At 61.0% G+C, this 26,211-nt stretch carries 20 protein-coding genes; 11 read left to right on the top strand and 9 right to left on the bottom strand.

Features of this window, described 5'->3' with window-relative positions; genetic code table 11:
• Nucleotides 1-180: 180 nt before the first annotated feature.
• Both CAF63_RS22520 and yejK read right to left on the bottom strand, forming a co-directional pair.
• Complete coding sequence (locus CAF63_RS22520) at nucleotides 181-531, bottom strand: glutaredoxin family protein (protein ID WP_007957354.1); 351 nt, start codon at nucleotides 529-531, stop codon at nucleotides 181-183.
• Nucleotides 531-1,535, bottom strand: a complete 1,005-nt coding sequence (gene yejK / locus CAF63_RS22515; protein ID WP_007957356.1) for a nucleoid-associated protein YejK — start codon at nucleotides 1,533-1,535, stop codon at nucleotides 531-533. Before yejK ends, CAF63_RS22520 begins: the two co-directional genes overlap by 1 nt.
• Nucleotides 1,536-1,931: 396 nt before the next feature.
• On the opposite strand from yejK, the gene CAF63_RS22510 reads away from it, so the two are divergent.
• On the top strand, nucleotides 1,932-2,213 hold the full coding sequence (locus tag CAF63_RS22510; RefSeq protein WP_007957357.1) for an HU family DNA-binding protein: 282 nt from the start codon (nucleotides 1,932-1,934) through the stop codon (nucleotides 2,211-2,213).
• 123 nt (nucleotides 2,214-2,336) lie between these two features.
• On the opposite strand, the gene rlmF is transcribed toward CAF63_RS22510, so the two are convergent.
• From rlmF to CAF63_RS22485, 5 genes are all read right to left on the bottom strand, one after another.
• Complete coding sequence (gene rlmF, locus CAF63_RS22505) at nucleotides 2,337-3,356, bottom strand: 23S rRNA (adenine(1618)-N(6))-methyltransferase RlmF (protein WP_085688966.1); 1,020 nt, start codon at nucleotides 3,354-3,356, stop codon at nucleotides 2,337-2,339.
• 133 nt (nucleotides 3,357-3,489) lie between these two features.
• Nucleotides 3,490-6,336, bottom strand: a complete 2,847-nt coding sequence (locus CAF63_RS22500; RefSeq protein WP_085688963.1) for a valine--tRNA ligase — start codon at nucleotides 6,334-6,336, stop codon at nucleotides 3,490-3,492.
• A gap of 200 nt (nucleotides 6,337-6,536) precedes the next feature.
• Entirely contained in the window at nucleotides 6,537-6,929 is a 393-nt protein-coding gene (locus CAF63_RS22495; protein ID WP_085688960.1) for a DNA polymerase III subunit chi, read from the bottom strand.
• An 8-nt stretch (nucleotides 6,930-6,937) separates the two neighbouring features.
• Nucleotides 6,938-7,366: a DNA polymerase III subunit chi gene (locus tag CAF63_RS22490; RefSeq protein WP_085688957.1), complete on the bottom strand. Its 429-nt coding sequence runs from the start codon at nucleotides 7,364-7,366 to the stop codon at nucleotides 6,938-6,940.
• Nucleotides 7,367-7,426: 60 nt separating this feature from the next.
• Entirely contained in the window at nucleotides 7,427-8,917 is a 1,491-nt protein-coding gene (locus tag CAF63_RS22485) for a leucyl aminopeptidase (RefSeq protein ID WP_085688953.1), read from the bottom strand.
• A 308-nt stretch (nucleotides 8,918-9,225) separates the two neighbouring features.
• On the opposite strand from CAF63_RS22485, the gene lptF reads away from it, so the two are divergent.
• From lptF to pdxJ, 8 genes are all read left to right on the top strand, one after another.
• Entirely contained in the window at nucleotides 9,226-10,347 is a 1,122-nt protein-coding gene (gene lptF, locus CAF63_RS22480) for an LPS export ABC transporter permease LptF (RefSeq protein ID WP_064593584.1), read from the top strand.
• Nucleotides 10,340-11,401: an LPS export ABC transporter permease LptG gene (gene lptG, locus CAF63_RS22475; RefSeq protein ID WP_085688950.1), complete on the top strand. Its 1,062-nt coding sequence runs from the start codon at nucleotides 10,340-10,342 to the stop codon at nucleotides 11,399-11,401. The genes lptF and lptG overlap by 8 nt, the downstream gene beginning before the upstream one ends.
• A 172-nt stretch (nucleotides 11,402-11,573) precedes the next feature.
• Entirely contained in the window at nucleotides 11,574-13,370 is a 1,797-nt protein-coding gene (lepA, locus tag CAF63_RS22470) for a translation elongation factor 4 (protein ID WP_085688947.1), read from the top strand.
• 9 nt (nucleotides 13,371-13,379) lie between these two features.
• Complete coding sequence (lepB, locus tag CAF63_RS22465; RefSeq protein WP_085688944.1) at nucleotides 13,380-14,234, top strand: signal peptidase I; 855 nt, start codon at nucleotides 13,380-13,382, stop codon at nucleotides 14,232-14,234.
• Nucleotides 14,235-14,416: 182 nt separating this feature from the next.
• On the top strand, nucleotides 14,417-15,106 hold the full coding sequence (gene rnc, locus CAF63_RS22460) for a ribonuclease III (protein ID WP_011332589.1): 690 nt from the start codon (nucleotides 14,417-14,419) through the stop codon (nucleotides 15,104-15,106).
• Entirely contained in the window at nucleotides 15,099-16,001 is a 903-nt protein-coding gene (era, locus tag CAF63_RS22455) for a GTPase Era (RefSeq protein ID WP_085688941.1), read from the top strand. The genes rnc and era overlap by 8 nt, the downstream gene beginning before the upstream one ends.
• Before the next feature lie 155 nt (nucleotides 16,002-16,156).
• Nucleotides 16,157-16,843, top strand: a complete 687-nt coding sequence (recO, locus tag CAF63_RS22450) for a DNA repair protein RecO (RefSeq protein WP_085688939.1) — start codon at nucleotides 16,157-16,159, stop codon at nucleotides 16,841-16,843.
• A 39-nt stretch (nucleotides 16,844-16,882) separates the two neighbouring features.
• Nucleotides 16,883-17,626 carry a pyridoxine 5'-phosphate synthase gene (pdxJ, locus tag CAF63_RS22445; RefSeq protein ID WP_064382428.1) on the top strand — a complete coding sequence of 248 codons (744 nt, stop codon included), beginning with the start codon at nucleotides 16,883-16,885 and terminating at the stop codon, nucleotides 17,624-17,626.
• 124 nt (nucleotides 17,627-17,750) lie between these two features.
• On the opposite strand, the gene mltF is transcribed toward pdxJ, so the two are convergent.
• Nucleotides 17,751-19,211 (bottom strand): membrane-bound lytic murein transglycosylase MltF, encoded by a 1,461-nt coding sequence (mltF, locus tag CAF63_RS22440; protein WP_085688936.1) that lies wholly within the window; start codon nucleotides 19,209-19,211, stop codon nucleotides 17,751-17,753.
• Nucleotides 19,212-19,496: 285 nt separating this feature from the next.
• Here mltF and purL point away from each other — a divergent pair, with 285 nt between their 5' ends.
• A complete protein-coding gene (gene purL, locus CAF63_RS22435) occupies nucleotides 19,497-23,393 on the top strand; it encodes a phosphoribosylformylglycinamidine synthase (RefSeq protein ID WP_085688933.1) in 3,897 nt (1,298 codons plus the stop codon).
• A 5-nt stretch (nucleotides 23,394-23,398) separates the two neighbouring features.
• The gene (locus CAF63_RS22430) at nucleotides 23,399-23,710 is read left to right on the top strand and encodes a YqfO family protein (protein WP_085688979.1); all 312 of its coding nucleotides are present in this window, start codon (nucleotides 23,399-23,401) and stop codon (nucleotides 23,708-23,710) included.
• A 763-nt stretch (nucleotides 23,711-24,473) separates the two neighbouring features.
• Here CAF63_RS22430 and nagE read toward each other — a convergent pair.
• Complete coding sequence (gene nagE / locus CAF63_RS22425; protein WP_085688930.1) at nucleotides 24,474-26,189, bottom strand: N-acetylglucosamine-specific PTS transporter subunit IIBC; 1,716 nt, start codon at nucleotides 26,187-26,189, stop codon at nucleotides 24,474-24,476.
• Nucleotides 26,190-26,211: the final 22 nt, after the last annotated feature.

Here is a 26,211-nt window from a genome sequence, read left to right as displayed (position 1 = left end):
GGAGGAGGGGCGAAATCTCCCACGGATCTGTACTGCGCCAACAGTCAGAATCGAGCCTTGTCCCTCCTCCTCCCTTCAAGTACCAGCATACAAGCGAGCCTGCTCGCGAATGCGATCCATCATTCAACATCGTTGTTGGCTGATGGTCCGCTTTCGCGAGCAGGCTCGCTCCCACAGTCGTTATTTCAGTGCAGCGAGAATCTCGTCCGGATCAAACCCGCGAATCAGCGTGCCATTGACGTCGATCAGCGGGATCCCTCGTCCGCCCAGCGCTTCGTACGCCTTGCGTGCCTCGGCATCTTTCTCGATATCGAATTCCTTGAACGGAATGCCTTTCTGATCGAGAAAACGCTTGGTCTGCTTGCAGTAGCCGCACCAGTCCGTGGCGTACAGCACGACATGGGCGTTGGCGCGGACCTGCTCGGACGCCATCTGCGACGGGTTGAACACCCGCTCGATCTTGCCCCAGTTCTGATAGACCACGACCACCAGCAGAACCAGCAGAACCTTTTTCAGCACATTGCCGAGCATCAGTTGCGACGCTTCAGCTGATCGGTGAGCGAGGTCGGCAGGCCTTTGATGACCAGTGTTCCGGCTTCTTCGTCGTATTCGATCTTCGAGCCCAGCAGGTGCGCTTCGAAGCTGATCGACAGGCCTTCGGCGCGGCCGGTGAAGCGGCGGAACTGGTTAAGCGTGCGTTTATCCGCCGGGATCTCCGGCGACAGGCCGTAATCCTTGTTGCGGATGTGATCGTAGAAGGCTTTCGGGCGTTCTTCGTCGATCAGCTCCGAGAGTTCTTCCAGGCCCATTGGCTCGCCGAGTTTGGCCTGGCTGCTGGCGTAGTCGACCAGGGTCTTGGTCTTCTCGCGGGCTGAGTCTTCCGGCAGGTCTTCGCTCTCGACGAAGTCGCTGAAGGCCTTGAGCAGGGTGCGGGTCTCGCCCGGGCCGTCGACGCCTTCCTGGCAGCCGATGAAGTCGCGGAAGTATTCCGAAACCTTCTTGCCGTTCTTGCCCTTGATGAACGAGATGTACTGCTTGGACTGCTTGTTGTTCTGCCACTCGGAAACGTTGATCCGCGCCGCCAGGTGCAGTTGACCGAGGTCGAGGTGGCGCGAGGGGGTCACGTCCAGCTGATCGGTCACCGCCACGCCTTCGCTGTGGTGCAGCAGGGCGATGGCCAGGTAATCGGTCATGCCTTGCTGATAGTGGGCGAACAACACGTGGCCGCCGACCGACAGGTTCGACTCTTCCATCAGCTTCTGCAGGTGCTCGACCGCGACTTTGCTGAACGCGGTGAAGTCCTTGCCGCCTTCCATGTATTCCTTCAGCCAGCCGCTGAACGGGAACGCGCCGGACTCCGGATGGAACAAACCCCAGGCTTTGCCCTGTTTGGCGTTATAGCTCTCGTTGAGATCGGCGAGCATGTTCTCGATGGCTGCGGACTCAGCCAGTTCGGAGTCGCGGGCGTGCAGGACTGCGGGTGTGCCGTCGGGTTTTTTGTCGATCAAATGGACGATGCAATGACGGATCGGCATAGGCTTCTCGGCTGGTGGAAGGGAGGAGGGCGGGCTCCCCCGAAAAAGCGCTCAGTGTACCGCAACCACTGGATTTGGCGCGGGGTGAAGGGTAAATCCGGGTCACCCGACGGCCCTTATGCATTTATTTACCGATTTAGCGCAATAAACCTGACCATTTGGCTAGCTAGAGGCGGATATTTCCTTGTCTCTGTGCTAGTTTTGCCCGGTCTTGTGCGAAGTCACCGCGACAAGCATGCATTCAGCTTTTGTCAGGTCGAACCAAACCTTGATTTCGGCATCTATAACCCCGACTCGTCGTGGTTATCGCCGAGGGTGCCAGATCCAGAAGATCGGGCTCGATGGCTGACACTGCACTCTGCAATCCATATGAATTTGATAGGGAAGGAACACTACATGGCTCTTACTAAAGACCAACTGATCGCCGACATCGCTGAAGCTATCGACGCGCCGAAAACCACCGCGCGTGCCGCTCTGGACCAACTGGGCCAAATCGTTGCCGATCAGCTGGAAAACGGTGCCGAAATCACCTTGCCAGGTATCGGCAAGCTGAAAGTGACCGAGCGTCCTGCCCGCACTGGCCGTAACCCATCGACTGGCGCTGCCATCGAAATCCCTGCCAAGAAAGTGATCAAGCTGGTTGTGGCCAAAGGCCTGACCGACGCTGTGAACAAGTAAGACGCAGCGATAAAAAAACCGTGCACCGGAGTGATCCGGGCACGGTTTTTTTGTTCCTGATGTTTGTGTTTCAGCAGTAGCGGCGGCTACTTTTCACTCAAGCGCCGCCCCGGTTGAAGCGTATTACTTGCGCACCCAGCGTTCGCGCCGCCAGATCTGCTGTTCGGACTTGGTCTGAAAGGTCCAGGCGACGAAGCGGCTCTGCTTCTGCCCCTGGGACATCTCCACCACCTGGCTTTCCAGCGCACCGGCCTTTTTCAGCGCGGTTTCGATGGCAGGCAGGTTCGAAGCCTTCGAGACCAGGGTGCTGAACCACAACACCTTGTGCGCAAAGTTCGCACTTTCGGCGATCAGTTGCGTCACGAAACGCGCTTCGCCGCCTTCACACCACAGTTCGGCCGACTGCCCGCCGAAGTTCAGCACTGGCAGTTTGCGTTTCGGGTCGGCCTTGCCCAGGGCGCGCCATTTACGCTCGCTGCCCTTGGTGGCTTCTTCCATCGACGCGTGGAACGGCGGGTTGCACATGGTCAGGTCAAAACGCTCGCCCGGCTCCAGCAGGCCGATCAGGATGTGCTTGCGGTTCTCCTGCTGGCGCAGCTGGATGACCTTGTTCAGGTCGTTGGACTGGACGATGGCCCTGGCGGCGGCCACGGCGGTCGGATCGATCTCCGAGCCCAGGAAGTGCCAGCGGTATTCGCTGTTGCCGATCAGCGGATACACGCAGTTGGCGCCCATGCCGATATCCAGCACATTGACGATGGCGCCGCGTGGAACCACGCCGTCGTTGTTGCTGGCCAGCAGGTCAGCCAGGAAGTGGATGTAGTCGGCCCGGCCCGGCACCGGCGGGCACAGATAATCGGCCGGGATGTCCCAATGCTGGATGCCGTAGAACGATTTGAGCAGCGCCCGGTTGAACACGCGCACCGCATCGGGACTGGCGAAGTCGATGCTTTCCTTGCCGTACGGGTTGGTGATCACGAACTTCGCCAGCTCCGGCGTGGTCTTGATCAGCGCCGGAAAGTCGTAACGACCCTGATGGCGATTGCGCGGGTGAAGGCTGGCTTCTTTACGCGGTTCCACGGGCTTGGCCGGGGTGGAGTCAGGCTTCTTGCGCGCAGGTTTCGGTGTACGTGGGGCGTTCATGGGCGTGGTCGATTCGGGTAGGGCTGAAAGTGGCGGCTATTGTCCCACAGGGAGCCGTGTTGTTGGCCGGAAAAGTGCCGGGCACAAAAAAGGGAGGCCGTTGCGGGCCTCCCTTTTTCAGTGCGATTTGCCGTTACAGACTGGCAATCCGCGCGTGCTGCTCGGCCAGCTTGGCCAGAGCCTGTTCGGCTTCGGCCAGTTTGGCGCGCTCCTTCTCGATGACTTCGGCCGGGGCCTTGTCAACGAAACCGGCGTTGGACAGCTTGCCGCCAACGCGCTGGACTTCGCCCTGCAGACGCAGGATTTCCTTGTCCAGACGCGCCAGCTCGGCGTTCTTGTCGATCAGGCCGGCCATCGGCACCAGCACTTCCATCTCGCCAACCAGCGCGGTCGCGGACAGCGGCGCTTCTTCGCCGGCGGCCAGTACGGTGATCGATTCCAGACGCGCCAGCTTTTTCAGCAGCGCTTCGTTCTCGGTCAGGCGGCGCTGGTCTTCAGCGGTGACGTTCTTCAGGTAGATCGGCAGCGGTTTGCCCGGGCCGATGTTCATTTCGCCACGGATGTTGCGCGTGCCGAGCATCAGGCCCTTGAGCCATTCGATGTCGTCTTCGGCCGCCGGATCGATGCGCTCTTCGTTGGCCACCGGCCACGCTTGCAGCATGATCGTCTTGCCCTGAATGCCGGCCAGCGGCGCGATGCGCTGCCAGATTTCTTCAGTGATGAACGGCATGAACGGATGCGCCAGGCGCAGCGCCACTTCCAGTACGCGAACCAGCGTGCGGCGGGTGCCGCGCTGACGCTCGACCGGCGCGTTTTCGTCCCACAGCACTGGCTTGGACAGTTCCAGGTACCAGTCGCAATACTGGTTCCAGATGAACTCGTACAGCGCTTGCGCCGCCAGGTCGAAACGGAACTGATCCAGTTGACGGGTCACTTCGGCTTCGGTGCGTTGCAGTTGCGAGATGATCCAGCGGTCTGCCAGCGACAGCTCGTAGGCTTCGCCGTTCTGGCCGCAGTCTTCGCCCTTGTCCAGAACATAACGCGCGGCGTTCCAGATCTTGTTGCAGAAGTTGCGGTAGCCCTCGACGCGGCCCATGTCGAACTTGATGTCGCGACCGGTGGACGCCAGCGAGCAGAAGGTGAAGCGCAGGGCGTCGGTGCCGTAGCTGGCGATGCCGTCGGCGAACTCGTCGCGGGTTTGCTTCTCGATCTTCTTCGCCAGTTTCGGCTGCATCAGACCGGAAGTGCGTTTCTGCACCAGGGTTTCGAGCTCGATACCGTCGATGATGTCCAGCGGGTCCAGGACGTTGCCCTTGGACTTGGACATCTTCTGGCCCTGGCCGTCACGCACCAGACCATGCACATAAACGGTCTTGAACGGAACCTGCGGCGTGCCGTCCTCGTTCTTGATCAGGTGCATGGTCAGCATGATCATCCGGGCAACCCAGAAGAAAATGATGTCGAAGCCCGTCACCAGTACGTCGGTGGAGTGGAATTTCTTCAAGAACTCGGTCTTTTCCGGCCAGCCCAGGGTGGAGAAGGTCCACAGGCCCGAACTGAACCAGGTGTCGAGAACGTCGTTGTCCTGTTGCAGCGCAACGTCCGGGCCGAGGTTGTGCTTGGCGCGCACTTCGGCTTCGTCGCGACCGACGTAAACCTTGCCCGACTCGTCGTACCAGGCCGGAATCCGGTGGCCCCACCACAGCTGACGGCTGATGCACCAGTCCTGGATGTCGCGCATCCACGAGAAGTACATGTTTTCGTACTGCTTCGGCACGAACTGGATACGGCCGTCTTCAACGGCAGCAATCGCAGGCTCGGCCAGCGGTTTGGTGGACACGTACCACTGGTCGGTCAGCCAAGGCTCGATGACGGTGCCGGAGCGGTCGCCTTTTGGCACTTTCAGGTTGTGGTCGTCGACACTGACCAGCAGGCCGGCGGCGTCGAACGCGGCAACGATTTGCTTGCGCGCTTCGAAACGCTCGAGACCGGCGTACTCGGCCGGAATCTTGCCGTCGATGCTGTCGTTCAGCGTGCCGTCGAGGTTGAACACCTGCGCTGCCGGCAGCACGTTGGCGTTCTTGTCGAAGATGTTCAGCAGCGGCAGGTTGTGGCGCTTGCCGACTTCGTAGTCGTTGAAATCGTGGGCCGGGGTGATTTTCACGCAGCCGGTGCCGAATTCAGGATCGCAGTAATCGTCGGCGATGATCGGGATGCGGCGGCCAACCAGCGGTAGCTCGACAAATTTGCCGATCAGGGCTTTGTAGCGCTCGTCGTTCGGGTTCACCGCGACGGCGGAGTCCCCGAGCATGGTTTCCGGACGGGTGGTCGCGACGATCAGGAAATCGTTGCCTTCAGCGGTTTTCGCGCCGTCGGCCAGCGGGTACTTCAGGTTCCACAGGAAACCTTTCTCGTCGTGGTTTTCCACTTCGAGGTCGGAAATCGCCGTGTGCAGCTTGGTGTCCCAGTTGACCAGACGCTTGCCGCGATAGATCAGACCGTCTTCGTGCAGGCGCACGAAGGCTTCTTTAACGGCTTCCGAGAGGCCGTCGTCCATGGTGAAACGCTCGCGGCTCCAGTCCACGGACGAACCGAGGCGGCGGATCTGACGGCTGATGTTGCCGCCGGACTGATCCTTCCATTCCCAGACTTTCTCGAGGAATTTCTCGCGGCCCAGATCGTGGCGATTCTGGCCCTGGGCTTCGAGTTGACGCTCCACCAGCATCTGCGTGGCGATACCGGCGTGGTCGGTGCCCGGCTGCCACAGGGTGTTGCGACCCTGCATGCGGCGGAAACGGATCAGGGCGTCCATGATCGCGTTGTTGAAACCGTGACCCATGTGCAGGCTGCCGGTGACGTTCGGCGGCGGGATCATGATGGTGTAGGAGTCGCCCGCGCCTTGCGGGGCGAAGTAGTTCTCGGACTCCCAGGTGTTGTACCAGGAAGTTTCAATGGCGTGCGGCTGGTAGGTCTTATCCATGCGCGGCGGGACCCTATTGGCATTTATTCAGGAAAAGCCGGGAAGTATAGCGGGGCATGGGGCGCAGGGCGAGCGAGTGGCGACTGGACGTGGAACTAAATGTGGGAGCGAGCTTGCTCGCGATGGCATCGCCGCAATATTAGGAAAGATCGCAGTGCCTGCATCGCGAGCAAGCTCACTCCCACAAGGGATTGGGGGGATTATTCGTACTGGCCGAGAAGCCGTTCCATCCGCGCCTCGAGGCGGCGTTTGATTTCGGTTTCGATGTGCGGGGCGAAGTCGTCGATCACGTCTTGCATGATCAGTTGCGCGGCGGCGCGCAGTTCGCTGTCCAGGTGCAGCAGGGCGTCGGGGCCTTTATCCACAGGCGCAGCGGCAGGCTGCGCGGCTGGCGTCGGCGCGGGTGCAGCTTCGACGGCTTGCGGTGCGTTGTCGACCGAATCGAACAACATCGGAATCTGTTCCTGTTCGCCATCGTCGACCGTGTCGGTCAGCAGTGGCGGTTGCAGGTTGTCATCGCCGAGTAACTGGCGGATCGACTCGAGGTCATCCAGCAGGTGCGCGGGTTTTTGCAGCGGTTTTGGCGTGTCCATCGGCGTACTCAGAGTCGCTGTAAACGGTGGTCTTGCAGAGGATAGCCCTGTTCGCGGTAGAAACGGAAACTCTCCCGCGCCGCAGTGCGGATCGCCGGATCTTCCACTACAACCTCCGCCACCCGGGCGAATTTATTGGCGAAAGCTGGGACTTTCAGGCCGAGGTTGACCAGCAAGTCCGTGTGTTGGCCGCAGTCATCGCCCAGTCCCAACACGATCAAACCTTCCGGTTCGCTTTCAGCCGGACCGTGAGGCACGAAGGTTTCGCCCTTGAATGCCCACAGTCGCGCATCGAGATCATCACGCTGGGCGGCATCGCTGCAATGCAGATAGATGCGATGGCCCATGCGCCAGGCTTTCTCGGTGAGCTTGCAGGCAAAGTCCAGGCGAGCCGAAGGATCGGCGCTGGGCAGGATATAAAAGTCGACTTTGGTCATTGCGGTTCCTGAGCTGTAAACGGCGCCCCTCAAGAGAGGCGCCGCTCGCAGTCATCGGTTTCAGGCTTTGGCGCGGTCCAGCAGGTATTGGGTCAGCAGCGGAACCGGACGGCCAGTGGCGCCCTTGTCCTTGCCGCCGCTGGTCCAGGCGGTGCCTGCGATGTCCAGGTGCGCCCAGTTCAGGTTCTTGGTGAAGCGCGACAGGAAGCAGGCGGCGGTGATGGTGCCGGCTTTCGGACCGCCGATGTTGGCGATGTCCGCGAACGGGCTGTCCAGTTGCTCCTGGTACTCGTCGAACAGCGGCAGTTGCCAGGCGCGGTCGTCGGCAGCCTTGCCGGCGCTCAGCAGTTGCTCGATCAGTTCGTCGTTGTTGCCCAGCAGGCCCGACGTGTGGGCGCCCAGAGCAACCACGCAGGCACCGGTCAGGGTGGCGATGTCGATCACCGCTTGCGGCTTGAAGCGCTCGGAGTAGGTCAGCGCGTCGCACAGCACCAGACGGCCTTCGGCGTCGGTGTTGAGGATTTCCACGGTCTGGCCGCTCATGGTGGTGACGATGTCGCCCGGACGCGAAGCGGTGCCGCTTGGCATGTTCTCGGCGCAGGCCAGGATGCACACCAGGTTGATCGGCAGTTTCAGTTCCAGCACGGCGCGCAGGGTACCGAACACGCTGGCGGCGCCACCCATGTCGTACTTCATCTCGTCCATGCCGGCGCCCGGTTTCAGGCTGATGCCGCCGGTGTCGAAGGTGATGCCTTTACCGACCAGTGCATACGGCTTCTCGGATTTCTTGCCACCGTTGTATTGCATGACGATCAGGCGCGGCGGCTGGGCGCTGCCCTGGCCGACAGCGTAGAACGAACCCATGCCCAGCGATTTGATCTTCTTCTCGTCGAGCACTTCGACTTTCAGATCCTTGAACTCTTTGCCGAGGTTCTTGGCCTGTTCGCCGAGGAAGGTCGGGTGGCAGATGTTCGGCGGCAGGTTGCCCAGGTTACGGGTGAATGCCATGCCGTTGGCGATCGCAGTGGCGTGGTTCACGGCGCGTTGCACTTCGGCCTGAGCGGCCTTGATGGTCGGCAGGGTGATTTTCTTCAGGGCGCGCGGTTCGGCTTTCTGGCTCTTGAACTGGTCGAAGGTGTATTCGCCGTCGACCAGGGTTTCGGCCAGCAGACGGGTCTTGCCGTAGCTGTCGCGGTTCTTGACGATGATTTCATCGAGCGCCAGCACGGCGTCGCTGCCGCCCAGGCCTTTGAGGGTGTTGAGGATGCCGGCGACGATCTTGCGGAAAGGACGGTCGCCCAGTTCTTCATCCTTGCCCACGCCGACCAGCAGCACGCGTTCGGCTTTCAGGTTCGGCAGGCTGTGCAGCAACAGGCTCTGGCCGACCTTGCCGGCCAGATCGCCACGCTTGAGCACGGCGCTGATGGCGCCACCGCTCAGTTCGTCGACCTGCCTGGCGGCAACACCGAGTTTGCGGCCTTCGCCGACGGCAACCACCAGGGTGGCGGTTTTCAACGTTTCTGGGCTAACGCTTTTTACAACCAGTTCCATGTCCGGATCCCTGAATGAATGGTCAACACGCAGGCGTTCGACGGTGTCCGCCGTCGCCTGCTTATAGAGAGAAGAGGCGCAGGCCAGTGCCTGCGACAGAGGCGGCAGTTTGAACCTCGCTCACCGCGCCTGACAACCCTCGGTTGTACGATCTTCAACGGATTGCATGCTTGCGTGAGTGTGCGCAGTGACAGGCGCCCTCAATCACAGGATAATGCCGCATCTTTTTTCGACGGCTCTGCATTGCGGGCCGGTCGATACGTTTGCTTGTTTGGCCGCCTTAGCCTGACAACCCTGGAGTGTCTGGTTTGATCGTCTTCCGTTATCTGTCCCGCGAAGTCCTGTTGACCCTGAGTGCGGTAAGCGCCGTGCTGCTGGTCATCATCATGAGCGGTCGCTTCATCAAATACCTTGCCCAGGCCGCCGCGGGCCAGCTCGATCCGGGATCGCTGTTCCTGATCATGGGCTTCCGTCTGCCGGGCTTCCTGCAACTGATCCTGCCGCTGGGCCTGTTTCTCGGGATCCTGCTGGCGTACGGCCGGTTGTACCTGGAAAGCGAGATGACCGTGCTCTCGGCTACCGGCATGAGCCAGCAGCGTCTGTTTCGCATGACCCTGTTCCCGGCCACCCTGGTGGCACTGGTGGTGGCGTGGCTGAGCCTGAGCCTGGCCCCGCAAGGCGCCAACCAGTTCCAGCTGCTGCTGAACAAGCAGGACGCCCTGACCGAATTCGACACCCTCGAGCCCGGCCGCTTCCAGGCCCTGCGCGACGGTACGCGGGTGACCTACACCGAAACCCTGAGCGATGATCGGGTCAACCTTGGCAGCGTGTTCATTTCGCAGAAGAACCTCGGCGCCAACCAGAAGGATCGCGGGATTTCCGTGCTGGTGGCGGAAAAGGGTCGTCAGGAAGTGCGTCCCGACGGCAACCGCTACCTGATCCTTGACAACGGCTACCGCTACGACGGCAGCCCGGGTCAGGCCAACTACCGCGCCATTCACTACGAAACCTACGGCGTGCTGCTGCCCAAGCCGGATGTCAGCGAGGAAGTCACCGACCGTGACGCCATGCCGACCTCGTCTTTGCTGGGCAGCGACGACATTCGCTCGAAAACCGAACTGCAATGGCGCCTGTCGCTGCCGTTGCTGGTGTTTATCGTGACCCTGATGGCGGTGCCGCTGTCGCGGGTCAATCCGCGTCAAGGGCGTTTCCTCAAGCTGCTGCCGGCGATTCTTCTTTATATGGCTTACCTGACCATCCTGATTGCCGCCCGCGGCGCCCTCGAGAAAGGCAAGATTCCACCGGCGCTCGGCTTGTGGTGGGTGCACGCGATCTTCCTGGTCATCGGTCTCGGCCTGTTGTACTGGGAACCTCTGCGCCTGAAGCTGGCCAGCCGTCGCAGCGCTGCGCTGGAGGTGGCTCGTGGTTAAACTCGACCGCTACATCGGCAGCAGCGTATTCATTGCGATCATCGCAGTACTGGCGATCATTCTCGGCCTGGCCACTTTGTTCGCGTTCATCGACGAGATGGGCGACGTCAGTGACACTTACACCCTGGTCGATGTCCTGAGTTTCGTGCTCCTGACCGCGCCGCGCCGGCTCTACGACATGTTGCCGATGGCGGCGCTGATCGGCTGCCTGATCGGCCTCGGCAGTCTGGCGAGCAGCAGTGAGCTGACCGTAATGCGTGCCGCCGGTGTGTCCATCGGGCGCATCGTCTGGGCGGTGATGAAGCCGATGCTGGTGCTGATGCTGGCCGGCGTGCTGATCGGCGAGTACGTGGCACCGGCCACCGAAAGCATGGCCCAGGCCAACCGTTCGCTGGCGCAGGGCAGCGGCGACGCGCAGAGCGCCAAGCACGGCATGTGGCATCGTCAGGGCGAGGAGTTCATTCACATCAACTCCGTACAGCCCAACGGTCGCCTGTATGGCGTGACCCGTTATCACTTCGACAAAGAGCGTCATCTGCTGAGCTCGAGCTTCGCCAAGCGCGCCGAGTTCGACACGGATCACTGGCAGCTGACCGACGTGACCACCACCAAATTCCATGAGCGCAGCACCGAAGTGGTCAATACGCCGGTCGAGCGCTGGGATGTCTCGCTGAGCCCGCAATTGCTGAGCACCGTAGTGATGGCGCCGGAATCGCTGTCGATCACCGGTCTGTGGGGTTACATCCACTATCTGGCCGATCAGGGCCTGAGCAACGGCCGTTACTGGCTGGCATTTTGGGTCAAGGTGTTGCAGCCGCTGGTGACCGCCGCGCTGGTACTGATGGCGATCTCCTTCATCTTCGGTCCGCTGCGTTCGGTGACCCTCGGTCAGCGGGTGTTCACCGGTGTGCTGGTGGGCTTCACCTTCCGCATCGTTCAGGATCTGCTGGGCCCGTCCAGTCTGGTGTTCGGCTTCTCGCCGCTGTTCGCGGTGCTGGTGCCGGCTGGCGTGTGTGCGCTGGCGGGTGTCTGGTTGTTGCGTCGAGCCGGTTGATGAACAAGGTTTCACTAACGCTCTAGCCTTGAAAACGCCTCGGTCGCCAGACCGGGGCGTTTTTGCATGCAATCCGGGTGACAGGCGAACGTGACGCTTGCGCCGTGTATCAGGTACAATTCCCGGCTATTTTTCGGCGGGCCAAGCCTGCAGCCTTTTTGAGTGTTGATCCGTGAGTGATTTGAGTCATATCCGCAATTTCTCCATCATCGCCCACATTGACCATGGCAAGTCGACGCTGGCTGACCGTTTCATCCAGATGTGCGGCGGCCTGGCCGATCGCGAGATGGAAGCCCAGGTCCTCGACTCCATGGAGCTGGAGCGTGAGCGCGGGATCACCATCAAGGCCCACAGCGTCACCCTTCATTACAAGGCCAAAGACGGCGTCACCTACCAGCTGAACTTCATTGACACCCCGGGCCACGTTGACTTCACCTATGAAGTCAGCCGCTCCCTGGCGGCCTGTGAAGGTGCGTTGCTGGTGGTCGATGCGGGGCAGGGCGTTGAAGCCCAGTCCGTTGCCAACTGCTACACCGCCATCGAGCAGGGCCTCGAGGTCATGCCGGTCCTGAACAAGATCGACCTGCCACAGGCCGAGCCCGATCGCGTCAAGGACGAGATCGAGAAGATCATCGGCATCGACGCCACCGACGCCGTCACCTGCAGCGCCAAGACCGGCCTGGGTGTCGACGAAGTGCTCGAGCGTCTGGTTGCTACCATTCCTGCGCCGACCGGCAACATCGAAGATCCGCTGCAAGCGTTGATCATCGACTCCTGGTTCGACAACTATCTGGGCGTTGTCTCCCTGGTGCGTGTGCGTCACGGTCGCGTGAAGAAGGGCGACAAGATTCTGGTCAAATCCACCGGCAAGGTGCATCTGGTCGACAGCGTTGGCGTATTCACCCCGAAACACACCGCCACCGCTGACCTGAAGGCCGGCGAAGTGGGCTTCATCATCGCCAGCATCAAGGACATTCACGGTGCGCCGGTCGGTGACACCCTGACCCTGAGCTCCACCCCGGACGTTCCGGTGCTGCCAGGTTTCAAACGCATCCAGCCGCAGGTTTACGCCGGTCTGTTCCCGGTCAGTTCCGACGACTTCGAGGACTTCCGCGAAGCGCTGCAGAAACTGACCCTGAACGACTCGTCGCTGCAATACACCCCGGAAAGCTCCGACGCACTGGGCTTCGGCTTCCGTTGCGGCTTCCTCGGCATGCTGCACATGGAGATCATCCAGGAGCGCCTTGAGCGCGAATACGACCTGGACCTGATTACCACCGCGCCGACGGTAATCTTCGAACTGGTGCTGAAAACCGGTGAAACGATTTACGTCGACAACCCGTCGAAGCTGCCGGACGTCTCGTCGATCGAAGACATGCGCGAGCCGATCGTGCGCGCCAACATCCTGGTACCGCAGGAACACCTGGGCAACGTCATCACCCTCTGCATCGAAAAACGCGGTGTGCAGGTCGACATGCTGTTCCTCGGCAATCAGGTGCAAGTGACCTACGACCTGCCGATGAACGAAGTGGTCCTGGACTTCTTCGATCGTCTGAAATCCACCAGCCGCGGCTATGCTTCGCTGGACTACCATTTCGATCGTTACCAATCGGCTAATCTGGTGAAACTGGACGTGCTGATCAACGGCGACAAGGTCGACGCTCTGGCGCTGATCGTGCACCGTGACAATTCGCACTTCAAAGGTCGCCAGTTGACCGAGAAGATGAAAGAACTGATTCCTCGTCAGATGTTCGACGTGGCCATCCAGGCTGCCATTGGCGGTCAGATCGTCGCCCGGACAACCGTCAAGGCGCTCAGAAAGAACGTATTGGCCAAGTGCTACGGCGGCGACGTCAGCCGTAAGAAAAAACTGCTTGAGAAGCAGAAGGCCGGTAAGAAACGCATGAAACAGGTCGGCAACGTGGAGATTCCACAAGAAGCCTTCCTCGCCGTGCTCAGGTTGGAATAGTCAGGTCCTATGTCACTAAATTTCCCGCTGTTGCTGGTCATTGCCGTGTTCGTCTGCGGTCTGTTGGCGTTGCTCGATCTGTTGATCCTGGCACCGCGTCGGCGTGCTGCCATCGCCTCCTATCAGGGCAGCGTCAGCCAGCCTGATGTGATGGTGGTCGAGAAGCTGAACAAGGAACCGCTGCTGGTCGAGTACGGCAAGTCGTTCTTCCCGGTGCTGTTCATCGTGCTGGTGCTGCGTTCGTTTCTGGTGGAGCCGTTCCAGATTCCGTCCGGCTCGATGAAACCGACCCTGGACGTCGGCGACTTCATTCTGGTGAACAAGTTTTCCTACGGGATCCGTTTGCCGGTGATCGACAAGAAGATCATCGAAGTCGGTGATCCGCAGCGCGGCGATGTGATGGTATTCCGCTACCCGAGCGATCCGAACGTCAACTACATCAAGCGTGTGGTCGGCCTGCCGGGCGACACCGTGCGGTACACCGCCGACAAGCGTCTGTTCGTCAATGGCGAGTCGATTGCCGAGCAACTGGTCGGCTCCGAGCCGGGCACGCTGGGCAGCGCGGAGCTCTACAAGGAAAAACTTGGCGTCGCCGAGCACCTGATCCGCAAGGAAATGAGCCGCTACCGCGCCACGCCGGACCATACCTGGACCGTGCCGGCCGGGCACTACTTCATGATGGGCGACAACCGCGACAACTCGAACGACAGTCGCTACTGGGATGATCCGAACATTCCCAAGGATCTGCTGGGCATGGTTCCCGACCAGAACATCGTCGGCAAGGCCTTCGCGGTCTGGATGAGCTGGCCGGAACCGAAACTCAGCCACCTGCCGAATTTCTCGCGGGTCGGCCTGATCAAGTAAACAAACACGGCGCTGTTGACCACAGCGCCGAATGCATTTCTGGCGTCGGCACAACCGGCTCCGGGGCATGAAGCCACGATATTCAGGACGTCATTTTTGAACACAGCGTTAATTGTCCCAGGCCTGCGCCGTATCCCGGCGATGGCGGTGGAATCCAGCCACGAACTCAGCGTGGGTAAACCGTGAGCGTTTCTCTAAGCCGTCTCGAGCGTCAGCTCGGTTACACCTTCAAGGACCAGGAACTGATGGTCCTGGCCCTTACGCACCGCAGCTTTGCCGGACGCAACAACGAGCGTCTGGAATTCCTCGGCGATGCGATCCTCAATTTTGTTGCCGGCGAAGCCTTGTTCGACCGTTTCCCGCTGGCGCGCGAAGGCCAGTTGTCGCGTTTGCGCGCACGGCTGGTAAAAGGTGAGACGCTGGCGGTGCTGGCCCGCGGTTTCGATCTGGGCGATTACCTGCGTCTGGGTTCCGGCGAGTTGAAGAGCGGCGGTTTCCGTCGCGAGTCGATTCTGGCCGACGCCCTTGAAGCGCTGATCGGTGCGATCTACCTCGACGCCGGCATGGAAGTCGCCCGCGAACGCGTACTGGCCTGGCTGGCCGGCGAGTTCGAAGGTCTGACGCTGGTCGATACCAACAAGGATCCGAAGACCCGCCTGCAGGAATTCCTGCAATCGCGCGGCTGCGAACTGCCGCGTTATGAAGTGGTGGATATCCAGGGCGAGCCGCACTGCCGTACCTTCTTCGTCGAGTGCGAAGTTGTCCTATTGAATGAAAAAAGCCGGGGTCAGGGTGTAAGCCGTCGTATTGCCGAACAGGTAGCGGCCGCCGCAGCACTGATTGCCCTGGGTGTGGAGAATGGCAATGACTGATACAAACGCAACTCGCTGTGGCTATGTTGCCATCGTCGGCCGTCCCAACGTGGGCAAGTCCACGCTGCTGAACCACATCCTTGGCCAGAAGCTCGCGATCACCTCGCGCAAGCCGCAGACCACTCGCCACAACATGCTCGGGATCAAGACCGAAGGCGATGTGCAGGCGATCTACGTCGACACCCCCGGCATGCACAAGGGTGGCGAAAAAGCCCTGAACCGCTACATGAACAAGACCGCTTCGGCGGCGTTGAAAGACGTCGACGTGGTGATCTTCGTGGTCGATCGCACCAAGTGGACCGAAGAAGACCAGATGGTGCTGGAGCGCGTGCAGTACGTGACCGGCCCTTTGATCGTTGCGCTGAACAAGACCGATCGCATCGAGGACAAGGCCGAGCTGATGCCGCACCTGTCGTGGTTGCAGGAACAGCTGCCGAATGCGCAGATCATTCCGATCTCGGCGCAACAGGGTCACAACCTCGACGCGCTGGAAAAGGTCATCGCCGAGCATCTGCCGGAGAACGATCACTTCTTCCCGGAAGACCAGATTACCGACCGCAGCAGCCGCTTCCTCGCCGCCGAACTGGTGCGCGAGAAGATCATGCGTCAGCTCGGCGCCGAGCTGCCGTACCAGATCACCGTGGAAATCGAAGAGTTCAAGCAGCAGGGTGCGACGCTGCACATTCATGCGCTGATCCTCGTCGAGCGTGACGGTCAGAAGAAAATCATCATTGGCGACAAGGGCGAGCGCATCAAGCGCATCGGCACCGAGGCGCGCAAGGACATGGAGCTGCTGTTCGACTCCAAGATCATGCTCAACCTGTGGGTCAAGGTGAAGGGCGGCTGGTCCGACGACGAGCGTGCGCTGCGTTCGCTGGGTTACGGCGACGTGTAAAGCAATACATCGATCCATTGTGGGAGCGAGCTTGCTCGCGAAGACGATGTAACATTCGGCATAGATGTTGACTGTTGCACCGCTTTCGCGAGCAAGCTCGCTCCCACATTGGTTTTGGGTGATGAGTAAACCGCGTTTCCCTCAACGAGAAATCCATGTCTCAAGCGCCTCCCGCCCAACCCGCCTACGTCCTGCACTCCCGCGCCTACCGCGAAACCAGCGCATTGGTGGACTTCCTCACGCCGCAAGGTCGGCTGCGGGCGGTGTTGCGCAGTGCGCGGGGCAAGGCCGGGACGCTGGCGCGGCCATTCGTGCCGCTGGAAGTGGAGTTTCGCGGCAAGGGTGAGTTGAAGAATGTCGGGCGCATGGAAAGCGTCGGCAACGCAACGTGGATGGTCGGCGAGGCGCTGTTCAGCGGCCTGTATCTCAATGAGCTGCTGATCCGCCTGTTGCCCGCCGAAGATCCGCACCCGGCGGTGTTCGATCATTACGCCGCGACCTTGCTGGCATTGGCCGAAGGCCGGCCACTGGAGCCACTGCTGCGTTCCTTCGAATGGCGGCTGCTGGATGATCTTGGTTACGGTTTTTCCCTGAACACCGACATCAATGACGAGCCCATCGCTGCGGACGGTCTCTACCGTTTGCAGGTGGATGCCGGACTCGAACGGGTCTACCTGCTGCAACCCGGTCTGTTCAACGGCACCGAACTGCTGGCCATGGCCGAAGCCGACTGGTCGGCCCCCGGCGCGTTGTCCGCCGCCAAGCGCTTGATGCGACAAGCGCTGGCCGTGCATCTGGGTGGTCGTCCTCTCGTCAGTCGCGAGCTGTTTCGCAAGCCCTGATATGCTGTGCGCCGAATCTTTCCATTCAGGAGCGCATCCGTGACCACCAGCAATCGTATTCTCCTTGGCGTAAACATCGACCACGTCGCCACCCTGCGTCAGGCCCGTGGCACGCGCTATCCGGATCCGGTCAAGGCAGCGCTGGACGCGGAAGAGGCGGGCGCCGACGGCATTACCGTGCACCTGCGCGAAGACCGTCGGCACATTCAGGAGCGCGACGTGCTGCTGCTCAAGGATGTGCTGCAAACCCGCATGAACTTCGAAATGGGCGTCACCGAAGAAATGATGGCGTTTGCCGAGCGCATTCGTCCGGCGCACATCTGCCTGGTGCCGGAAACCCGTCAGGAGCTGACCACCGAAGGCGGTCTGGATGTAGCGGGGCAGGAAGAGCGAATCAGGGCGGCGGTCGAACGTCTGTCGAAGATCGGCAGCGAAGTGTCGCTGTTCATCGACGCCGACGAGCGGCAGATTGCTGCGTCGAAGCGCGTCGGCGCACCGGCCATCGAACTGCACACCGGGCGTTACGCCGATGCCGAAACGCCGACGGAAGTGGCTGAAGAGCTCAAGCGTGTGGCGGACGGCGTGGCCTTCGGTCTGGCCCAGGGCCTGATCGTCAATGCCGGCCATGGCCTGCACTATCACAACGTCGAGGCGGTTGCCGCAATCAAGGGCATCAACGAGCTGAACATCGGCCATGCGCTGGTGGCGCACGCGTTGTTCGTGGGCTTCAAGTCGGCGGTGTCGGAGATGAAGGCGTTGATTCTGGCGGCTGCCAAGCACTAAGTATCAACATAAATCCTGTGGGAGCGAGCTTGCTCGCGATAGCGGTGTATCAGCCAACGAATTTGTTGACTGACACTACGCATTCGCGAGCGAGCTCGCTCCCACTTTGGGTTCTTGGTGATGGTTAAAGCGGAGCGGGCTCTTGAGCGGGTTTCGACTTGTCGATTCCCGGTACATGCAGATTGCCCTCGGCCACCTGATCGCCCTCAAGCTGCGGCTGGGTCACCCAGGTCAGGATGTCGTAGTAGCGACGGATGTTCGCCACGAAATGCACCGGCTCGCCGCCACGGGCGTAGCCGTAGCGGGTCTTGCTGTACCACTGCTTCTGCGACAGGCGCGGCAGGATCTTTTTCACATCCAGCCACTTGTCCGGGTTCAACCCTTCCTTGGCCGCCAGTTTGCGTGCGTCATCCAGATGACCGCTGCCGACGTTGTAGGCCGCCAGAGCAAACCATGTGCGATCCGGCTCCTGGATCGACTCGTCGAGCTGATCCTTCATGTAGGCCAGATATTTCGCGCCACCCATGATGCTCTGCTTCGGATCGAGGCGGTTGGACACGCCCATGGCCTGAGCGGTGTTCTGGGTCAGCATCATCAGGCCCCGCACGCCGGTCTTCGACGTGACCGCCGGTTGCCACAGCGATTCCTGATAACCGATGGCCGCCAGCAGGCGCCAGTCGACTTTCTCTTTTTTGGCGTAGGCCTTGAAGTGCTGTTCGTATTTGGGCAGCCGCTGCTGCAAATGTTGGGCGAAGGTGGTGGCGCCCATGTAGCCGAGGACGTCGACGTGGCCGTAATAACGGTCTTTCAGGCGTTGCAGGGTGCCGTTCTTCTGCACCTTGTCCAGATAACTGTTGATTTCGTTGAGCAGGCTGTTGTCTTCGCCGGCGGCCACGGCCCAGCTCTGGCTGCGCGCATCGCCGAGGTCGAAGGCCACGCGGATGTTGGTGAAGTACACCTGGTTCATCGCCACTTCGTTGGAATCGACCAGGGTCAGGTCGATCTGGCCTTCATCGACCATGCGCAGCAGGTCGACCACTTCTACGGCGTCGGATTCTTCGTACTGGATGCCAGGGTATTTCTGTTTCAGCTCCGCCAGTTGTTCGGCGTGGGTGCTGCCCTTGAGCACCATGATCTTCTTGCCCACCAGATCGCCGGCGTCGGTAGGACGTGACTGGCCGTTGCGATAGATGATTTGCGGGGTGACTTCGAGGTAGGAGCGGGAAAAGCGCACCTGCTTCTTGCGCTGTTCGCTGCTGACCAGACCGGCGGCCGCCAGTACCGGGCCATTCGGCTTGCCGATCTGGTTGAACAGGTCGTCGAGGTTATCGGCGGTTTCGATCTTCAGCTCGACTCCCAAATCGTCGGCGAAGCGCTTCACCAGCTCGTATTCGAAGCCGGTTTCACCGCTGCGATCCTGAAAGTAGGTGGCGGGGCTGTTTCGGGTGACCACCCGCAGCACGCCATCCTCCTTTACGCGCTCGAGTGTGTTGGGTTTATCAACACAGCCACTGAGCATCAGGAAGAGTCCGGTAGCGATCAGCCATTTGGCGTACCGCGGACGCAAAGCCGTTGGGGAAAACATGTGCGCAGTATACGCAAAGGACAACGGGCGCCATATCTCGACAGTTGCGGGGTTGTCTGCTAGGGATCACAAAATCGCTCGAAACCCCGCAGGAACGGGCCCGAAAGGCATTTTGTGACAGAAAAAATAACCCGCGTTCCGACACCCTGTAAATTTGACCCTCAAGGCAGGAACACCACTCGACATCCGGGTGCAACCGTGCGTAGCGTTTCGGGTGATGTTGAGGGCGGTTTAGGCTAGAATGCACGGCCTCAAAGCACACCCCTTCCCGAGGCTGTCCCGAAGATGTTGATCCTGCGCGGCGCTCCTGCCCTTTCTGCCTTTCGCCACAGCAAACTCCTTGAGCAACTGAGCCAGAAGGTTCCGGCTGTCAGTGGCTTGTATGCTGAATTCGCTCACTTCGCCGAAGTCACCGGCGTCCTGACCGGCGACGAACAGCAGGTGCTTGCGCGCCTTCTGAAGTACGGTCCAAGCGTTCCGGTTCAAGAGCCGACCGGTCGTCTGTTCCTGGTGTTGCCGCGTTTCGGCACCATCTCGCCATGGTCGAGCAAGGCCAGCGACATCGCCCGCAACTGCGGCCTGAACAAGATCCAGCGCCTGGAGCGCGGCATTGCGTTCTACGTGGCCGGTCAGTTCAGCGAAACCGACGCGCAGCAGATCGCCGACGTACTGCATGACCGCATGACTCAGATCGTTCTGGCCAACCTCGAGCAGGCCGCCGGTCTGTTCAGCCACGCCGAACCGAAGCCGCTGACCGCCATCGACATCCTCGGCGGCGGTCGCGCCGCGCTGGAAAAAGCCAACGTCGAGCTGGGCCTGGCCCTGGCCGAAGACGAGATCGATTACCTGGTCAACGCCTTCAACGGTCTCAAGCGCAACCCGCACGACATCGAACTGATGATGTTCGCCCAGGCCAACTCCGAGCACTGCCGCCACAAGATCTTCAACGCCAGTTGGGATATTGACGGTGAGAGCCAGGAAAAAAGCCTGTTCGGCATGATCAAGAACACCTATCAGATGCACAGCGAAGGCGTGCTGTCCGCTTACAAGGACAACGCTTCGGTGATCGTCGGCAACGTCGCCGGCCGCTTCTTTCCGGATCCGGAAACCCGCCAGTACGGTGCGGTGCAGGAGCCGGTGCACATCCTGATGAAGGTTGAAACCCACAACCACCCGACCGCGATCGCTCCGTTCCCGGGCGCATCCACCGGTTCCGGTGGCGAGATCCGCGACGAAGGCGCAACCGGCCGTGGCGCCAAGCCGAAGGCCGGCCTGACCGGTTTCACCGTGTCGAACCTGCAGATCCCGGGCTTCGAACAGCCGTGGGAAGTGCCGTACGGCAAGCCTGAGCGCATCGTCAACGCGCTGGACATCATGATCGAAGGCCCGCTGGGCGGCGCCGCGTTCAACAACGAATTCGGTCGTCCGGCCCTGACCGGTTACTTCCGTACGTTCGAACAATCGATCACCACCCCGCACGGTGATGAAGTTCGCGGTTACCACAAGCCGATCATGCTGGCTGGCGGCATGGGCAACATCCGTGAAGAACACGTCAAGAAGGGCGAGATCGTTGTCGGCTCCAAGCTGATCGTGCTCGGCGGCCCGGCGATGCTGATCGGTCTGGGCGGCGGCGCTGCTTCCTCCATGGCCACCGGCACCAGCTCGGCGGACCTGGACTTTGCTTCCGTGCAGCGTGAAAACCCTGAAATGGAGCGTCGCTGCCAGGAAGTCATCGACCGTTGCTGGCAGTTGGGCGACAAGAACCCGATCAGCTTCATCCACGACGTGGGTGCGGGCGGTCTGTCCAACGCCTTCCCGGAACTGGTCAACGACGGCGACCGCGGTGGCCGTTTCGAACTGCGCAACATTCCAAATGACGAGCCGGGCATGGCCCCGCACGAAATCTGGTCCAACGAATCCCAGGAACGTTATGTTCTGGCGGTCGGCCCGGCCGACTTCGAGCGCTTCAAGGCGATCTGCGAACGTGAGCGTTGCCCGTTTGCCGTCGTCGGTGAAGCCACCGCCGAGCCGCAACTGACCGTGACCGACAGCCACTTCGGCAACAACCCGGTGGACATGCCATTGGAAGTGTTGCTGGGCAAGGCACCGCGCATGCACCGTTCGGTGGTTCGCGAAGCCGAGCTGGGCGATGACTTCGATCCGTCGAACCTCGACATCGCCGATTCCATCGAGCGCGTTCTGCACCACCCGGCCGTGGCGAGCAAAAGCTTCCTGATCACCATCGGCGACCGCACCATCACCGGCCTCGTGGCCCGTGACCAGATGGTCGGCCCATGGCAGGTTCCGGTGGCTGACGTTGCCGTTACCGCCACCAGTTTCGACGTCTACACCGGGGAAGCGATGGCGATGGGCGAGCGCACTCCGCTGGCGCTGCTGGACGCTCCGGCGTCGGGCCGCATGGCCATCGGCGAAACCCTGACCAACATTGCCGCCTCGCGCATCAACAAGCTCTCCGACATCAAACTGTCGGCGAACTGGATGTCCGCTGCCGGCCACCCGGGCGAAGACGCGCGTCTGTACGACACCGTGAAAGCGGTCGGCATGGAACTGTGCCCTGAACTGGGCCTGACTATTCCGGTTGGCAAGGACTCGATGTCCATGGCCACCCGCTGGAATGACAACGGCGAAGACAAGACCGTCACCTCGCCGATGTCCCTGATCGTGACCGGTTTCGCGCCAGTGGCTGACATCCGTCAGACCCTGACTCCGGAACTGCGCATGGACAAGGGCACCACCGACCTGATCCTGATCGACCTCGGTCGCGGCCAGAACCGTATGGGCGCCTCGATCCTGGCGCAGGTTCACGGCAAGCTCGGCAAGCAGGCTCCGGACGTCGATGACGCCGAAGACCTGAAAGCCTTCTTCGCAGTGATTCAGGGCCTCAACGCCGACGGTCATCTGCTGGCTTACCACGACCGTTCCGACGGTGGTCTGCTGACCTCCGTGGTGGAAATGGCCTTCGCCGGCCACTGCGGTCTGAGCCTCAACCTCGACAGCGTTGCTGAATCCTCGGCAGAAATCGCCGCCATCCTGTTCAACGAAGAACTGGGTGCCGTGATCCAGGTTCGCCAGGACGCCACCCCGGACATCCTCGCCCAATTCAGCGCTGCCGGTCTGGGCGACTGCGTTTCGGTGATCGGTCAGCCGATCAACAACGGCCAGATCAACATCACCTTCAACGGTGACACCGTGTTCGAAGGCCAGCGTCGTCTGCTGCAACGTCAGTGGGCCGAGACCAGCTACCAGATCCAGCGTCTGCGCGACAACGCCGACTGCGCCGAGCAAGAGTTCGATGCGCTGCTGGAAGAAGATAACCCGGGCCTGAGCGTCAAGCTGAGCTACGACGTCAATCAGGACATCGCCGCGCCTTACATCAAGAAAGGCATCCGCCCACAGGTTGCGGTACTGCGTGAGCAGGGCGTCAACGGTCAGGTGGAAATGGCGGCTGCGTTCGACCGCGCCGGTTTCAACGCGATCGACGTGCACATGAGCGACATTCTGGCCGGCCGTGTCGACCTGAACGAGTTCAAAGGTCTGGTGGCCTGCGGTGGTTTCTCCTACGGCGACGTTCTCGGCGCCGGTGAAGGCTGGGCCAAGTCCGCACTGTTCAACAGCCGTGCCCGCGATGCGTTCCAGGGTTTCTTCGAGCGTAGCGACAGCTTCACCCTCGGTGTGTGCAACGGTTGCCAGATGATGTCCAACCTGCACGAGCTGATCCCGGGCAGCGAGTTCTGGCCGCACTTCGTGCGCAACCGCTCGGAGCAGTTCGAGGCGCGCGTGGCGATGGTTCAGGTTCAGGAATCGAACTCGATCTTCCTGCAGGGCATGGCCGGTTCGCGCATGCCGATCGCCATCGCTCACGGTGAAGGCCATGCCGAATTCGAAAGCGAAGAGGCACTGCTCGAAGCCGATCTGTCCGGTTGCGTGGCGATGCGTTTCGTCGACAACCACGGCAAGGTCACCGAAGCCTACCCGGCCAACCCGAACGGCTCGCCACGCGGGATCACCGGTCTCACCAGCCGCGACGGTCGCGTGACGATCATGATGCCGCACCCGGAGCGTGTGTTCCGTGCCGTGCAGAACTCGTGGCGTTCTGAGGACTGGAACGAAGACGCGCCTTGGATGCGTATGTTCCGTAATGCTCGTGTGTGGGTGAACTAAGCGCTGTGTACAAGCTCGCGTTTTTTGTTCCCGACAGTCATGTCGAGGTGGTCAAGGATGCTGTATTCGCTGCCGGTGGTGGGCGGATCGGTGATTATGACCACTGTGCGTGGCAGGTGCTTGGTACGGGTCAGTTTCGGCCTCTGGACGGGAGTCAGCCGTTCATTGGTGAGGCGGGGCGGGTTGAGCGGGTCGAGGAGTGGAAGGTTGAGCTTGTCGTTGGTGATGAGTTGATTCGTGGGGTGGTGGCTGCTCTTAAGTTGAGCCACCCATACGAGACGCCAGCTTATGAAGTTTGGCGGTTGGAGGATTTTTGATCTTCCTTGGCTGCTGAAACGGGAAACCCGCTGAGAGTGATTTCAGCGGGTTTTTTGTTGTTCTCGGTTTGGGTTGGGTGAATATCCGTTGCTGCGGTAACGGCTTCTTATGGTTTCGCCCTTACGGCGAGTCCCTTTGGCAAACGCCGGAATGCCGGCCCAGCCCAAAGGAACCAAAGGTCTGGGCCCCTGCGTTCGGCGCCTCGCTGTGGCTCGGCGTTCCTTCGTTCCGGGATTCATCCGGGGGCATCGCCTACGGTTTGCTTCGCTGCACCTCCTCTCGATGCATGCGGCTGCGCCGCACGGTCGCTGCGCTCCCACCCCCGGATAAACCCCTCCACTCAGCCTTCCGATGGGGCCGGCACGTCAAAAGCGGTACTCGAGCTAACGCTCATCGTGTTGAGTGGTGGGAAGCGAGAAGCGAGAAGCGAGAAGCAAGAAGCGAGAAGCAAGAAGCAAGAAGCGAGAAGCAAGAAGCAAGAAGCGAGAAGCAAGAAGCAAGAAGCAAGAAGCAGAAGGCAGAAGGCAACTGCGTACTGCTTGATCGTTCCCACGCTCCGCGTGGGAATGCAGCCCGGGACGCTCCGCGTTCCATTTCCGAATGTTTAAAGAGGTGTGGGATTTACCGAATCTTTCCATTTGGTTTCAGCTTGCCCCTCGGAAGTCCTGGTCCTGCGGTGGTTGCCTCAAATGGAACAAGAAACCCGGCCAAGGCCGGGTTTCCTGGTTTTGACCGCTTAAAGTCAAAACTTGATGGCAACCATCAGACTTTTGCACTCACCTCACTCCGATTAACCAACCCCTCCAACGCCGCACTCAAGCTCTGCGCCCGCTGGCCCACCAGCAAGTGCCACACGCCATCTTCCAGCGCGCTCACACCCAGACATCCAAGCTCTTTCAATCGGCTTTCCGACAGCACCTTGCCATCGGCCAGTTGCAGGCGGATCCGGCTCATGGCGATGCAGTCGAGTTGTAGCACGTTGTCGCTGCCACCCAAGGCGGTCAACCATTGTTGGGCCTGAGGTGTGGAGACTGCGACAGGCTCGCTGGTTTCGACGTCGGCGACAGGAGCATTCGCTACGGCTCGGCCCAGTGCGGGCATCGCCAGGCGGATTTCGTCGGCAATGCTGTCGGCCATCGGCCCCACAACAACCTGCAGGCTGCCGCCCTTGCCCGGACGTACAACGGCCATCGCGCCCAGTGCTTTCAAGTCCGCATCGGAGGCTTTGTTGCGATCGACCATTTCCAGTCGCAGACGCGTGGTGCATGCGCCGACGGTGACCAGATTCTCCGCGCCGCCGAGTGCCTTGATGTAAGCGCCGGCGCGTTCGTTTTCGGTCAGGACCGCTTTGTCGGCGGTGGCGACGTCTTCGCGTCCCGGGGTTTTCAGGTTGAAGCGGCGGATGCAGAGATCGAACACCGCGTAGTAGATGACCGCATACGCCAGGCCTACCGGCACCACCAGCCAGCCGTTGGTCGAGCGTCCCCAACCCAGCACCATGTCGATGAATCCGCCGGAGAAGGTGAAGCCCAAGTGGATGTTCAGTGCGTTGGTGATTGCCATCGACAATCCGGTCAGCAGCGCATGCAGCAAAAACAGCAGCGGTGCGAGGAACATGAAGGCGAATTCGATGGGTTCGGTGACGCCGGTGAGGAACGCGGTCAGGGCCATCGACAGGAAGATCCCGCCCATGACTTTGCGGCGCTCCGGCAGGGCGTTGCGGTACATCGCCAGGCAGGCGGCGGGGAGGCCGAAGATCATGACCGGGAACATGCCGGTCATGAACTGGCCGCCTTTCGGGTCGCCGGCGAAGTAGCGGGACAGGTCGCCGGTGACCAGCGCGCCGGTGGTCGGGTCGGTGAAGTTACCGAACACGAACCACGCCATGTTGTTGAGGATGTGGTGCAGGCCGGTGACGATCAGCAGGCGGTTGAACACGCCGAAGACGAAGGCGCCGAAGCTGCCGCTTTCCATCAGCAGGGTGCCGAAGCTGTTGATGCCGTGCTGGATCGGCGGCCAGATGTAGCCGAACAGCACGCCCAGACCGACCGCGCTGAACCCGGTAACGATGGGGACAAAGCGCCGGCCGCCGAAGAACGCCAGGTACTCCGGCAGCTTGATGTCCTTGAAGCGGTTGTACAGCGCGCCGGCCATCAGGCCGCTGACGATCCCGGCGAGCATGCCCATGTTGATGCTCGCATCGAGCACCTTGAGGGTGGAGATCATCACCAGGTAACCGATCACCCCGGCGAGGCCGGCGGTGCCGTTGTTGTCCCGGGCGAAACCGACCGCGATGCCGATGGCGAAGATCATCGCCAGGTTGGCGAAGATCACCTGGCCGGCGTCGTGGATGATCGCGATGTTCAGCAGGTCGGTGTCGCCCAGGCGCAGCAACAGGCCGGCGATCGGCAGGATCGCGATTGGCAGCATCAGCGCCCGGCCGAGGCGTTGCAGGCCTTCGATGAAGAGTTGGTACATGGCGTTTGTCCTTGTTGTTTTT

Source organism: Pseudomonas sp. B20(2017) (genome assembly GCF_002113125.1).
Classification (GTDB): domain Bacteria; phylum Pseudomonadota; class Gammaproteobacteria; order Pseudomonadales; family Pseudomonadaceae; genus Aquipseudomonas.
The sequence above is the reverse complement of the archived record's forward strand: the minus strand, read 5'-3'. Positions and strand labels throughout refer to the sequence as shown.

Coding starts and splice junctions, on each gene's coding strand:
- purL (WP_085688933.1), top strand. CDS start 19,497: ATGTTGATCCTGCGCGGCGCTCCTGCCCTTTCTGCCTTTCGCCACAGC.
- CAF63_RS22510 (WP_007957357.1), top strand. CDS start 1,932: ATGGCTCTTACTAAAGACCAACTGATCGCCGACATCGCTGAAGCTATC.
- CAF63_RS22500 (WP_085688963.1), bottom strand. CDS start 6,336: ATGGATAAGACCTACCAGCCGCACGCCATTGAAACTTCCTGGTACAAC.
- era (WP_085688941.1), top strand. CDS start 15,099: ATGACTGATACAAACGCAACTCGCTGTGGCTATGTTGCCATCGTCGGC.
- CAF63_RS22495 (WP_085688960.1), bottom strand. CDS start 6,929: ATGGACACGCCAAAACCGCTGCAAAAACCCGCGCACCTGCTGGATGAC.
- lepB (WP_085688944.1), top strand. CDS start 13,380: ATGTCACTAAATTTCCCGCTGTTGCTGGTCATTGCCGTGTTCGTCTGC.
- mltF (WP_085688936.1), bottom strand. CDS start 19,211: ATGTTTTCCCCAACGGCTTTGCGTCCGCGGTACGCCAAATGGCTGATC.
- recO (WP_085688939.1), top strand. CDS start 16,157: ATGTCTCAAGCGCCTCCCGCCCAACCCGCCTACGTCCTGCACTCCCGC.
- rlmF (WP_085688966.1), bottom strand. CDS start 3,356: ATGAACGCCCCACGTACACCGAAACCTGCGCGCAAGAAGCCTGACTCC.
- nagE (WP_085688930.1), bottom strand. CDS start 26,189: ATGTACCAACTCTTCATCGAAGGCCTGCAACGCCTCGGCCGGGCGCTG.
- CAF63_RS22520 (WP_007957354.1), bottom strand. CDS start 531: ATGCTCGGCAATGTGCTGAAAAAGGTTCTGCTGGTTCTGCTGGTGGTC.
- CAF63_RS22485 (WP_085688953.1), bottom strand. CDS start 8,917: ATGGAACTGGTTGTAAAAAGCGTTAGCCCAGAAACGTTGAAAACCGCC.
- yejK (WP_007957356.1), bottom strand. CDS start 1,535: ATGCCGATCCGTCATTGCATCGTCCATTTGATCGACAAAAAACCCGAC.
- CAF63_RS22490 (WP_085688957.1), bottom strand. CDS start 7,366: ATGACCAAAGTCGACTTTTATATCCTGCCCAGCGCCGATCCTTCGGCT.